The 12,296-nt window shown below is 66.8% G+C and carries 12 protein-coding genes; 2 read left to right on the top strand and 10 right to left on the bottom strand.

Going from position 1 to position 12,296, the window contains the following annotated elements:
* The first annotated feature begins 5 nt into the window (after window positions 1-5).
* Window positions 6-815, top strand: coding sequence for a 16S rRNA (adenine(1518)-N(6)/adenine(1519)-N(6))-dimethyltransferase RsmA (gene rsmA / locus EON91_RS04810; protein ID WP_292092001.1), 810 nt, complete (start codon window positions 6-8; stop codon window positions 813-815).
* 1 nt (window position 816) lies between these two features.
* Here rsmA and EON91_RS04805 read toward each other — a convergent pair whose 3' ends face one another.
* The 10 genes from EON91_RS04805 to EON91_RS04760 form a co-directional block, all read right to left on the bottom strand.
* The gene (locus EON91_RS04805; RefSeq protein ID WP_292092000.1) at window positions 817-2,562 is read right to left on the bottom strand and encodes an ATP-binding protein; all 1,746 of its coding nucleotides are present in this window, start codon (window positions 2,560-2,562) and stop codon (window positions 817-819) included.
* Window positions 2,563-2,620: 58 nt separating this feature from the next.
* Window positions 2,621-3,262 carry a guanylate kinase gene (gene gmk, locus EON91_RS04800; protein WP_292091998.1) on the bottom strand — a complete coding sequence of 214 codons (642 nt, stop codon included), beginning with the start codon at window positions 3,260-3,262 and terminating at the stop codon, window positions 2,621-2,623.
* Window positions 3,252-4,136 carry a YicC/YloC family endoribonuclease gene (locus EON91_RS04795; protein ID WP_292091996.1) on the bottom strand — a complete coding sequence of 295 codons (885 nt, stop codon included), beginning with the start codon at window positions 4,134-4,136 and terminating at the stop codon, window positions 3,252-3,254. The genes gmk and EON91_RS04795 overlap by 11 nt, the downstream gene beginning before the upstream one ends.
* Window positions 4,133-5,257: an endolytic transglycosylase MltG gene (gene mltG / locus EON91_RS04790; RefSeq protein WP_292091993.1), complete on the bottom strand. Its 1,125-nt coding sequence runs from the start codon at window positions 5,255-5,257 to the stop codon at window positions 4,133-4,135. Before mltG ends, EON91_RS04795 begins: the two co-directional genes overlap by 4 nt.
* 1 nt (window position 5,258) lies before the next feature.
* A complete protein-coding gene (fabF, locus tag EON91_RS04785) occupies window positions 5,259-6,539 on the bottom strand; it encodes a beta-ketoacyl-ACP synthase II (RefSeq protein ID WP_292091990.1) in 1,281 nt (426 codons plus the stop codon).
* Between the two features lie 122 nt (window positions 6,540-6,661).
* The gene (locus EON91_RS04780) at window positions 6,662-6,901 is read right to left on the bottom strand and encodes an acyl carrier protein (RefSeq protein WP_092312098.1); all 240 of its coding nucleotides are present in this window, start codon (window positions 6,899-6,901) and stop codon (window positions 6,662-6,664) included.
* A 185-nt stretch (window positions 6,902-7,086) separates the two neighbouring features.
* Window positions 7,087-7,827 (bottom strand): 3-oxoacyl-[acyl-carrier-protein] reductase, encoded by a 741-nt coding sequence (gene fabG, locus EON91_RS04775; RefSeq protein ID WP_292091988.1) that lies wholly within the window; start codon window positions 7,825-7,827, stop codon window positions 7,087-7,089.
* Between the two features lie 18 nt (window positions 7,828-7,845).
* A complete protein-coding gene (gene fabD, locus EON91_RS04770; RefSeq protein WP_292091986.1) occupies window positions 7,846-8,790 on the bottom strand; it encodes an ACP S-malonyltransferase in 945 nt (314 codons plus the stop codon).
* Between the two features lie 86 nt (window positions 8,791-8,876).
* Window positions 8,877-10,310: a metallophosphoesterase family protein gene (locus EON91_RS04765; protein ID WP_292091985.1), complete on the bottom strand. Its 1,434-nt coding sequence runs from the start codon at window positions 10,308-10,310 to the stop codon at window positions 8,877-8,879.
* Between the two features lie 95 nt (window positions 10,311-10,405).
* The gene (locus tag EON91_RS04760; RefSeq protein WP_292091981.1) at window positions 10,406-11,677 is read right to left on the bottom strand and encodes an Nramp family divalent metal transporter; all 1,272 of its coding nucleotides are present in this window, start codon (window positions 11,675-11,677) and stop codon (window positions 10,406-10,408) included.
* A gap of 215 nt (window positions 11,678-11,892) precedes the next feature.
* Here EON91_RS04760 and rpsF point away from each other — a divergent pair, with 215 nt between their 5' ends.
* Entirely contained in the window at window positions 11,893-12,279 is a 387-nt protein-coding gene (rpsF, locus tag EON91_RS04755; RefSeq protein WP_292091979.1) for a 30S ribosomal protein S6, read from the top strand.
* The last annotated feature ends 17 nt before the right edge of the window (window positions 12,280-12,296 follow it).

Raw genomic sequence — 12,296 nt, 5'->3', positions numbered from 1 at the left:
TGCGGATGAACGATCTGCCCTCCCTGCGCGAAACGCTGGACGCCCACGGCCTGTCCGCCAAAAAAAGCTTCGGCCAGCATTTCCTGCTGGACCTGAACGTCACGCGAAAGATCGTCCGCTTCGCCGGGCCATTTGAGGGTCGAGCCGTGATCGAGGTCGGTCCCGGCCCCGGCGGTCTGACCCGCGCCCTGCTGGAAAGCGACGCCGCAAGGGTCGTCCTGGTCGAGAAGGATCCCCGCTTCGTTCCCCTGCTGAATGAACTGGACGACGGATCAGGACGACTGGCGATCATCGAGGCCGATGCGCTGAAGGTGCGAGAGGCGGACCTGGTCGATGGCCCCGCCCATCTGGTGTCGAACCTTCCCTATAACGTCGGCACGGCGCTGCTGATCAAATGGCTGACAGGGCCGTGGCTGCCCCATAGCCTGACCCTGATGTTCCAGAAGGAAGTCGCGGAACGGGTCGTCGCCCAGCCGGGCGAGGACGCTTATGGCCGACTGGCGGTGATTAGCCAGGCCGTATGCGCCGCACGCATCGTCATGCATCTGCCGGCTGCGGCCTTTACGCCACCACCCAAGGTGGCCTCCGCCGTGGTGCACCTCACGCCGTTGGATGTGCGGCCGTCGCCTGAACGTCTGAAAAAACTGGAGCGCGTGACGGCGGCGGCGTTTGGTCAACGTCGCAAGATGTTGCGATCCAGTCTGAAGCAACTGGGCGGCGTCGCATTGTGCGAGGCGGCCGGGATCGAACCCGATGCGCGCGCAGAGACCATCGATGTCGCCGGATTCCTGCGCTTGGTCGACGCCTTGGCCTGATCTAGGCCGCCTGCTCGGCGCCGTTCGGCTGCACCGCCCGCTGCAGGGCGTCGTAAAGCTTGCGAGGCTCGAGCGGCTTTGCCAGCCAATCGGTCATTCCCGCCTCGCGGCAGGCTGCGACCTGGGCCGGCTCGGTCCCGGCGCTGAATCCGATCACCGGAGTGGTCGCATTGATGCCGCCCGAAGCGCGCAGGCGGCGCGTCGCCTCATTACCGTCAATGCCGGGCATGTTCACATCCATCAGCACGACGTCGAACGGCCGCTGTGCCAGGACATCCAGCGCCAACTGCCCGTCGGAGGCCGTCGACAGGTCCACGTCCAGCGGTTGCAGAACCAAGGCGATGGTGCGGCGGTTAATCTCGTGATCGTCAACCGCCAGCACCCGCAGGCGTCGACCCAGCACGGGCGGCGCAGCCACTGTCCCCTCGATGTCCTGGGTCGGTTCGCCAACGGGCAAGGTCAGGGTCAAGGTGAAGGCCGCGCCCTGCCCTTCGATACTGGTCGCCGCCAGATCGCCGCCAATCAACCGGGCCAGGTCCCGGCTGACCGTCAGGCCCAGCCCCGTCCCCCCATAGGTCCGCGCCACCTCGGCCGAACCCTGGGCGAAGGGCGAAAACAGCCGCGCCATCGCATCCGGCGAAATCCCGCGTCCCTGATCGATAACGGTCAGGGTCAGCGATCGCATGCCATTGTCGGGCGCCGACACATCGACCTCAATCCGGATCGCGCCACGGCTGGTGAATTTCACCGCGTTCGAGACCAGGTTGTTGACGATCTGCCGTAGCCGGAAATGATCCCCCTTGAGCCAGACGGCGTCCCGATCTGGCCCGACAGCCTGCAGCGCCAGGCCCTTTTGGGCCGCGGGAGCATGCCAGAAACGCGCGGCGTCGCGGACGAAGGCGCCCAGTTCGAAATCGCGCGCCTCCAGCACCATGGCGCCGGCTTCCATCTTGGAGTGATCCAGCAGGTCATCCAGCATGCCTGTCATCAAGCGCCCCGCATCGATGATCAGGTCGGCGGTCTCGTCAGTGCGTTCTGGCGAGGTTCGGATGACGTGCGCGCCGGCTAGGATGGCGCTGACCGGCGTGCGCAGTTCGTGGCTGACGATCGCGGCCATGGCGGCGCGATCCGCCATGGCCGCCTGGGCCTGCTCCAGCCGACGCTCGGCCTCGGCCAACGCCTCGATCTCGGCGCGGCGCGCCGCATGGACACGCCCGTACACATTGAGGATCGCGCCCGCAAACAGGCCACTGGCCAGCATCATCAGGATCAGGCTGTTCACATCGCCGCCGGCGATCTTGATAAGCGGCATCAGCGCCAGCGCGACCAGATAGGGCGTGGCGCCGACGAAAAAGATCAGTCGCGAACCGATGCCGGACGCCACATTGGTCAGAAGTCCGCCGGCGATCGTCAGGGCCGCCACCGTGGCCAGCACGGCGTCTCCGGTTGCCCAGATGACCAGGGCGATACCGGAATAGGTGGTCGCCATCACCGTGGTCGAGGCCATGGCCATGATGACCGCTGTCCGCCCCGCCGACAGCCCGCGGCGGAACGGCGTCATGGCCGCGAACTCGAATGTCTGGACCGCGACCGCTGTGATCAGCCACGGAGTGATCCAGTCCCCTAGGCCAGTCGTGTGCAGGGCCCAGGCCATGACCGCGGCAAGCAGCAAACGAACCGGCGCTTGCTTCAGGCGCTCGTCGCCGCTGGCTGTCAGGATCGGTGCGATGACGTCCAGATTGCCCATGAAATCCCCGTTTCCGAGATTCCGTTACGGCAAGATGGCGAACAGCTTATGAACGCCGCTATACGACCTCGTGCAGCAGGGCGTCCTTGTACGCCTCGACCCAGAGATTGCGGGCCCGGCAGCTGCGCTCGGCGTGATAGATGTGCGCCAGTTCCGCATACGAGCGGTCGAAATCCTCGTTGACCAGGATGTAGTCGAACTCGTCGCAGTGTTCGATCTCACCCTTGGCGTTGGCGACGCGGCGTTCGATTACGTCCTCGGCGTCCTGCGAGCGCGTCACCAGACGGCGGCGCAGTTCCTCAAGGCTGGGCGGCAGGACGAAGACACGCACCGCGTCGCCTGGGCATTTCTCGGCCACGTCGCGGGCGCCCTGCCAGTCGATATCGAACAGGACGTCACGCCCTTCGGCCAGGGCGCGGTCGACGGGCGCGCGCGGGCTGCCGTAGCGATTGCCGTGCACATCGGCCCATTCCAGGAAGGCGTCGGCGTCGATGAAGCGCTGGAATTCCTCGTGGCTGACGAAATGATAGTCGCGGCCGTCCACCTCGCCGGGTCGGATATCGCGCGTCGTCATGGACACCGACAGCTCCAGCCCGCCGTGATCGGCCATCAGGCGACGGCACAGGCTGGTCTTGCCAGCGCCCGAAGGGCTGGCGACGATCAGCAGGACGCCACGACGGGGGGTGCGGTTATTCGACATTCTGAACCTGTTCACGCAACTGCTCGATCACGGCCTTGAGCTCGAGACCGATTCCGGTGAGCGCGGTCGTAGCCGATTTCGAGCAGAGGGTGTTCGCCTCCCTCATGAATTCCTGCATCAGGAAGTCGAGTTTTCGACCGGCGGGGGGCTGCTGCAACAGGGTGCGAGCCGAGGCGACGTGGGCGGTCAGTCGATCCAGTTCTTCCCGCACGTCGGCCTTGGTCGCCAGGGCGGCGGCTTCAAGGAATACGCGATCCTCGAGCCCCGGGGCGTCGGGCGCCAGTTCAGTGATGCGACGCGTGAAGCGGTCGCGAATGACCTCGACCTGGGTCTGCGCCTCGGCCTCGGCACGGTCCACCAGCGCCTCGATCCCACCGATGAAGTCGGTGATGACGGGCAGGAGCTGCGCCCCTTCCCGCTCTCGCGAAAGTTTCAACGCATCCAGCGCCTGTTCTATGGAGGCGGCCATGGCGGCCTCGACGGCAGAGTGAGTCTCGGGATCGTCATCTTCCTCGGGCGCTTCCAGCACACCACGCAGGGACAGCAGGCCATCGGCGGACGGCGGGGTCGCGCCCTCTTCCGCCAGTGCGTTAGCCAGCTTCAGGTATGTCGCCAGAACCCCCTGATTGACCCGGGGTGCGGTTTCGCTTCCCTCGGCGCGCTTGGCCTGAACGCCCAGCGTCACCTGTCCCCGGTTCAACCGCGCTTGGGCCGCTGTCTTGGCCAGCCGCTCCAGAGTGTCGAATCCGCCCGGGCCGCGATAGCGGACCTCCAGCGCGCGACCGTTGACCGAGCGCGCCTCGACCGTCCAGGTCCAGCCGTCCAGCGCGCCGTCGGCGCGCCCGAAGCCGGTCATGCCCGACAGAGTGCTCATTGAGCCGCCCCCGGGTTCATGGTGATGACCGCCGCTGCTGCAGCCCCGGGCGCGGCTTCGCCCTCGAGCGGGGCCGCCTGAGTCACCGGTGCGGGCGGCAATCCCGCCTTGCGTCGCTCAATCTCGCGCCACCGGGCGACGTTCTGAAGGTGTTCGTCATAGGTCCGGGCGAACACATGACCGCCCGTACCGTCCGCCACAAAGAACAGGTCGTCCGTGCGCGGAGGATTAAGCACTGCGGCCACGGCATCCTTGCCCGGGTTGGCGATCGGTGTCGGCGGCAGGCCGTCAATCAGATAGGTGTTCCACGGGGTCTCGCGCTGCAGTTCCGAGCGCCGGATGCCGCGTCCCAAGGGCCGCCCCTTGGTCACGCCATAGACGATGGTCGGATCGCTCTCCAGCCGCATGCCGATGCGCAGGCGGTTGGTGAAGACGGCGGCGACGCGGGGCCGTTCCGCCGCGATACCGGTTTCCTTCTCGACGATGGAAGCCAGGATCATGGCCTCCTCCGGCGTACGGACGATGGTGGCGGGCGAGCGTTCGGCCCACAGCCGGGCCAGTTGCTCGTCGCGCGCGCGCTTCATCCGGGCGACGACCGAGGCGCGGGTTTCGCCGCGCATGACCTCATAGGTTTCAGGCCACAGGGCGCCCTCGGCCGGGACTTCGACCGTGCCGGTCAGGATCGGCTGTCTCATCAGAATGTCGACCGCCTGCGCCGAGGACCAACCTTCGGGCAGGGTGACGTAGTGACGAACCACCTTGCCGCTGACCAGCAGGCTCAGGACCTTGCGCAGCGAGGCGCGGGTCGGCACCTCGTATTCGCCGGCCCGCAGCTTGCGATCAGCCCCGGTCAGACTGGCGGCCGCCTTGAACATGTCAGTCGAGCGGATAACGCCCGCCTGCTTCAGCGTGGCTGCAATGGTCGAGACGCCCGATCCGCTTGGCAGGGAGACAACGGTCGTCTCACCCTGTCGCGCCGCCGGGCCCGGTCCCAGATAGACGCTCCACACAATCGCCAGCGCGGCGATGACGAACAGGCTGATCGTCGCCGAGGCCGCCAGAAGGGCGACCGTCAGGCTGGATTTTCTCGGCTTGGGCGCCGCCGCCCCCCGGCGCAGCATCTCAGTCGACTTTCCGGAAGATAACCGAGGCGTTGGTGCCTCCGAAACCGAAGCTGTTGGACATCGCCACGTCGATCTTCATCGGTTCACCCTTGTCCTTGATCATCTTCAGGGCCGTCTCCTGCTCCGGATTGTCGAGGTTGATGGTCGGCGGCGCGATCTGATCACGGATGGCCAGAACGCAGAAGACCGATTCCACCGCCCCGGCGGCGCCCAGCAGATGCCCGATCATCGACTTGGTCGAGGACAGGGCCACGTTCGGCGCGTGATCCCCCATCAGCCGCTCGACGGCCTTGGCCTCGATCCAGTCGGCCATGGTCGAGGTGCCGTGGGCGTTGACGTAGTCGATGTCGGTCGGCTCCATTCCGGCCCGCTTGAGCGCGGCCTTCATGGCGCGGAAGCCCCCGTCGCCGTCCTCGCTGGGTGCGGTGATGTGGTAGGCGTCGCCGCTCATCCCGTAACCGACGACTTCTGCATAGATTTTCGCGCCACGCGCCCTGGCGTGCTCGTACTCCTCCAGCACCATGATGCCCGCGCCCTCACCCATGATGAATCCGTCATGGTCCTTGTCGTAGGGGCGGCTGGCCTTTTCAGGCGTGTCGTTGAAGCTGGTGCACAGGGCGCGGCAGGCCAGGAAGCCGGCGATACCGATAGGGACGACCGAGCTTTCGGCGCCGCCCGCAACCATCACGTCGGCGTCGCCGAAGGATATCATCCGGGCTGCGTCACCGATGGCGTGGGCGCCGGTGGCGCAGGCCGTGACGACCGAATGGTTCGGCCCTTTCAGCCCGTGGCGGATCGAGATCTGACCCGAGGCCAGATTGATCAGGGCCGAGGGAATGAAGAAGGGGCTGACCCGGCGGGGGCCCTGCTCTTTCAGGATGATGGCGGTGTCGGCGATGGGGCCCAGGCCCCCGATCCCCGACCCCACCATGACACCGGTGCGTTCCTTGTCTTCTTCGGTCTCGGGCTTCCAGTTCGCGTCGGCCAAGGCCTCGTCGGCGGCGGCCACAGCGTACAGAATGAAATCGTCGACCCGCTTGCGGTCCTTGGCGGACATGATCAGGTCCGGGTCAAAGACGCCGGGTTGACCGGCCACGCCGCCGCCGCGTCCGTTCACGGAGGGAATCTCGCCCGCGATGGTGCAGCCATAGCCCTCGGTGTCGAACGAGGTGATCGGACCGATGCCCGAACGCCCTTCGACGATGCCCTTCCAGTTGTGATCCACTCCCCAGCCCAGGGGAGTCAGAAGGCCAAGGCCTGTAACGACGACACGGCGCATGGTTCGCGCTCCTTGCTTACCAAATCAGAATCTTGCGGCCAGAAACCATAATGGCCGCCGGACGGCCCCGCTAGGGACACGCCACGGCGGCCATCAAAGCCGTCCGAAGGGACAGGCGGAAATCAGCCCGCCAGCTTCTCGTCGATGAATTTCACGGCATCGCCAACCGTCTGGATGTGCTCTGCGGCGTCATCCGGGATCTCGATGTCGAATTCTTCTTCGAAGGCCATGACCAGTTCGACGTTGTCGAGCGAGTCGGCGCCCAGGTCGTCGATGAAGCTGGCCTTTTCGGTGACCTTGTCCGGATCGGCGTCCAGATGGTCGATAACGATCTTGCGGACGCGCTCGAGGGTGTCGGACATGAGTGTCTCTCTGCCTAGTTTGATGTCGCCGAAGCGGCTGTGTTCAGTAGTCGCCGTCTCACGGCAGCCCCCGCGACGCAAGGCCTCTAACGAGACTCAACGCCATCGGTTGCGTTCCCGCCCTTTAGCACAGCCGTCAGGGCGGGAAATAGTCTGTTGCGCGACGTGATCCATCGCGCAACGCCTCAGATCATCGCCATGCCACCATTAACGTGCAGGGTTTGGCCCGTGACATAGGCCGCTTCATCCGATGACAGATAGACAGCAGCGGCGGCGATTTCGTCGCCCGAGCCCAGGCGACCGGCCGGAATTTTCGTCAGGATGGTCTCGCGTTGCTGGTCGTTCAGAACGTCCGTCATCGGGCTGGCGATGAAGCCCGGCGCGATGCAGTTGACCGTGATCCCGCGCGAACCAACTTCCTGGGCCAGCGACTTGGAGAAGCCGATCATTCCGGCCTTGGACGCCGAATAGTTGGTCTGGCCCGGGTTGCCGGTGACGCCGACGACCGAGGTCACGCCGATGATGCGGCCCGCCCGGCGCTTCATCATCCCCTTCACCGCGGCGCGGGTCAGGCGGAAATAGCTCTCGAGGTTGATCTGGATGACGGACTGGAAGTCCTCATCCTTCATCCGCATCAGCAGGCCGTCCTTGGTGATGCCGGCGTTGGCGACCAGGATGTCCAGCGGGGCGCCGGCGGCCTCTTCAGCGGCGGCGACCAGATTGTCGACCGATTCCGGGTCCGACAGGTTGGCGGTGGCGAAATGGGAGCGCTCGCCCAGTTCCTTGGCCAGATCGGCCAGCACCGCCTCGCGCGTACCCGAAAGCACCACGGTCGCACCCTGGGCGTGCAGCGCCCGCGCCACCGCCCCGCCGATACCGCCCGTCGCGCCGGTGACCAGCGCGGTCTTGCCTGAAAGATTGAACATCGTTTCTTCCCTATGATCTCAGAGCGACTTGGCGAACGCTTCCAGCTCTTCCGGCGTATTCAGCGCCAGGCTCTCCGCGTCCGGCGCGATGCGCTTGGCCATGCCGGTCAGCACCTTGCCCGAGCCGATCTCGGCGAAGCGGGTCACGCCGCCCTCGGTGGCCATCCACTCCATGCTCTCGCGCCAGCGGACGCGGCCGGTGACCTGTTCGACCAGCAGGCGTCGGATGACCTCCGGATCGACCTCAGGCCGGGCGGTGACATTGGCGACCAGCTTCGTGGCCGGCGCCAGGATGCTCGCCGACGCCAGTGCGGTCGCCATTTCGTCGGCGGCCGGCTGCATCAGCGGGCAGTGGAACGGCGCCGAGACGTTCAGCGGGATCGCCCGCGCGCCCAGCTCCTTGGCTTTTTCGATGGCGCGGTCCACAGCGGACTTGTCGCCCGAGATGACGACGTTGCCGTTGTTGTTGTCGTTGGCGACCACGCAGACACCGACTTCCGAACCGGCCCTGGCCGCTTCTTCGGCCAAGGCCAGGTCCGTCTTGGGTCCGATCAGCGACGCCATGGCGCCCTTGCCCACCGGCACGGCGCGCTGCATCGCCTGGCCGCGCAGCTTCAGCAGGCGCGCGGTGTCGGCCAGCGAGATCGAACCCGCGCCCGCCAGGGCCGAATACTCGCCCAGCGAGTGACCGGCGACGAAGGCGGCTTGCGATACGTCGAAACCGAACTCGACCTTCAGCGCCCGGATCGCGGCGACCGAGACGGCCATCAGGGCCGGCTGGGCGTTCTCGGTCAGCGTCAGCTGGTCTTCGGGACCTTCCCGCATCAGGACAGACAACTTCTGGCCCAGCGCTTCGTCCACTTCGGCGAAGACGTCGCGGGCGCTGGCGAAGGCGTCGGCCAACGCCGCGCCCATGCCGACAGCCTGGCTACCCTGGCCGGGGAACAGAAGCGCGAGGGTCATGATCGATCCGTGATCCGTTGATTCAGGACCGGGAGGGGTAGGCGAAACCCTACCCTACGGCAAGCCGAAGGACCGATCGCGCCTCGTCAGTCCTTGATCTCGGCCGTGCAGGGACGGTCGTCCGGCCCCGCCGCGCCGTCGCAGCGGCGCAAGGCCAGCAGGGTGTCATCGGTCTCCGTCAGCCGGTTCAACCCATCCGCGCCCCGGGTCAGGGTGAAGGCGTCGTACAGCCGGCCCGTCGCGGTGAAAGCGCGGAAGCTCAGGTGGTCAGCCTCGACGTCGATCAGCTGGTAAAGCTCGGTGTTTTCGGCGGCGCGAACCGGCTGGCTGTCGGCCCGGTGATTGAGGCCGTACATCTTGGAACCCGTGACCGAGACCACATAGACCGGCCCTTGCGGACGGCCCGCGTCGCTGTCGGCACGCGACGCCTCGGCCCCGGCGGGGTTCGAGACACGGCCGTAGCAGTGGTCATGTCCTTGCAGCACCAGGTCGATGCGACGCGCATCGAAGATCGGCTTCCAAGCGGCCTTCAGCGCCTCCGTGTCCTTGGGCCGGGCGCAGGTATAGAGCGGCTGGTGGAACAGGGCGACGTTCCAGCGGGCCGGGCTGCTGGCCAGTGTCTGGTCCAGCCACCGCGTCTGGCTTTCCGACGCCCCCAGGTCCAGAGCGGCCGTGCCGTCCAGCACGATGAAGCGCACGCCCTGATAGTCGACGAAATAGCTGGTCGCCCTGGCTCCCTCGGCGCCGTTGTCCGGCAGGGCGAACTGCAGCGGCCAGTGCGGGCCCAGCAGGCGGGCCTCCTCGCCGTTCGGCAGGATGTGATCGACGTACTCGTGATTGCCCGCCGCCGGGATCTGCGGCGCCATGGCGAAGGCGCGGCCGCCGGCCTCGGTCCATTCGCCCCATTCGTCGTCGTGGACCTTGGTCTCGCGCTGGGCGACCAGATCACCGGCGTGAACGACCAGCGCGGCCGGTCCGGCCTCCTTGAAGGCCGAACGGATCACCCGCGAGCCGATCTCCAGAATGTCGTTCTGGGTGTCGCCCAGATAGATGAAGCGGAAGGGCGCGAACCCGGACTGGGCCGTGGTGAACGGCAGCCACTCGCTCCAGCCGTCGGCGGCGCGGACCCGGTAAACATAGCGCGTGCCTGGCTCCAGCCCGTCGAAGCGGGCCTGATGATAGTGGGCGCGGCCGTTCTCGTTCTCGATCGGCGCGGTGGTCCCGGCGACGGTGCGGGCCGCTTGACCCAGCAACGGGCCGTCGATCTCGACCGCGATCTGGGCCTCGGCGACGGTCTGACGGACATCGGTGCGCCAGGCGACGGCTGCGCCGCGCGCGGCGTCCGCGCCGGGCGTCAGGACGATGCGGTCGGCCCAGCCCTTGGCGGCCCACCGTCCGCTGGGCGCGTGGGCGGGCGGCGGAACCGGATCGGGATCGGGCGGCGCCACGATCTGGGCCATGGACGGCGCGGCCAGTGCCAGAGCGCAGACACCGGCAAGAGCGGCGATCGAGACCTTCATGTCATCCCCCGTGAAGCTGAGGGATGGCTAGTTGGCCAATGCGACGGTTCCTGTGGGCTTTTATGAAAGTCCTGCGAGAAGACCGCGGAACGCGGTCACATCAGATTAAGCAGCTCGCGCCCCGCCAGCGCCGCGAACAGGGCCGCAGCGGCGGCCAGCGTCAGGTTCGAAAGCCAGCCGCTGCGCCACTCCGGTGGAACCCGCGACGAGTTCAGCAGCCACAGCAATGTCCCGGCCAGGAAGGGCATGAACAGGCTGCCCAGCACCCCGTATGCGACAATCAGCCCGAACGGCCGATCCATGAACAGCAGGGCCATCGGCGGAAAGGTCAGCCACAGGGCATAGCCCCTAAAGGCTCGGCTCTTGTCTCCGCGCGCGGCGCTGTCGGCGGCACGGGCACGCACATGGGCGACGAAGTCCGCGAACATCAGGCTGACGCCCTGCCAGACGCCCAGCAGGCTGGAGAAGCTGGTCGCCCAGAAGCCGATCAGGAACAGGATCGAAATCGGCCGCCCGAACCGTTCGCGCAGGACCTGATCCAGATCCAGCAGGCCCCGGTCGCCGCCTTGGAGCGCGATGCCCGCCGCATGCAGCAGTTCCGCACCCACGATCAGCATGGCCACGACAAAGACGCCGGTGACGATATAGGCGACCCGGTTGTCCAGCCGCATCACGGCCATCCAGCCCGGCCCACGCCAGCCCTTGGCGTTCATCCAGTAGCCGTAAGCGGCCATGGTGATGGTGCCACCGACCCCGCCGATCAGACCCAGGGTATAGAAGACCGATCCTTCCGGCAGTGTCGGCCACAGGCCGGTCAGCAAGGCCGGGATATCCGGCGCGACGATCACCGCCAGGCCGACCACAGTGACGAACATGACGCCGACGCAGGCCGTCATCACCTTTTCGAACAAGCCGTAGCCGCCGAACCAGACGAACAGCAGGCCGGCGATCCCGCTCAGCATGCCCCAGACCTTCAAATCCAGCGCCGGAAAGAGGGTCGCCAGCGGCAGGGCGGTCGCCGTCATCGCCGCCGCGCCGTAGACAAAGCCCCAGATCACGACATAGACGCCGAAGTAGGCGCCCGCCCAGTTTAACCGCCCGCCGAACAGGCCGGCGCCGCCCAGACTGGACCACCCGTCAAACATCGTCCGCTCGCTGGCCAGCGTCCATCGGCCCACCGCCTCGGCCAGGGCGATCTTCAGCAGGGTCCCGAAGATGGCCGCCCACAGCAGGGCGTAGCCGAAGCGCGATCCGGCGATCAGCGTCGCCACCAGATCGCCCGCCCCCACCCCGGTGGCCGCCACGACGATGCCGGGCCCGACCAGAGACCAGCGGTTCTTCTTGATGGGGGCGGCTTCATCGGTCATGACGCCACCCTGCCCCGGTTCGCCGATGACGCCAAACGCCCACGGCGCTTGCTCCTGCGGCCCTTTTCGCCTATAGGCCCCGCCTTTCCAGGGTTTCGGTCCTGATGCGGAACGCCAAAGGGTTTGGGAAATCGTCCCGGCCGCCGCTTCAGGAGCCATCGTGGCATGGACTACCCGGTCCGTCCCGCGCCGATGCCCACAAGGGAGATTACCGCATGGCTCTTTACGAGCACACGGTCATGACGCGCCAGGATATCTCGGCGCAACAGGCCGAAGCGCTGAACGACGCCATCAAGGCTCTGATCGAAGAAGGCGGCGGCACCGTCGCCAAGATTGAGTACTGGGGTCTGCGCAACCTGACCTATCGGGTCAAGAAGAACCGCAAGGCTCACTATTCGCTGCTCGCCGTCGACACGCCCCCGGCCGCCATGGCCGAGGTCGAGCGTCAGCTGTCGATCAACGAAGACGTGCTGCGCTGGCTGACCGTCCGCGTCGAGGAGCTCGACCTGGAGCTGTCGCCGCTGCTGGCCCGTCGCGAGCGTGAACGCGAGCGCGAACGCGAACGCGGTCCGCGCCCCGGCTTCGACGAAGCCGCAGCCTAAGGAGACCGGAACATGAC

This window comes from Brevundimonas sp., assembly GCF_004210735.1.
In the GTDB taxonomy this organism is placed as follows: Bacteria; Pseudomonadota; Alphaproteobacteria; order Caulobacterales; family Caulobacteraceae; genus Brevundimonas.
The sequence above is the reverse complement of the archived record's forward strand: the minus strand, read 5'-3'. Positions and strand labels throughout refer to the sequence as shown.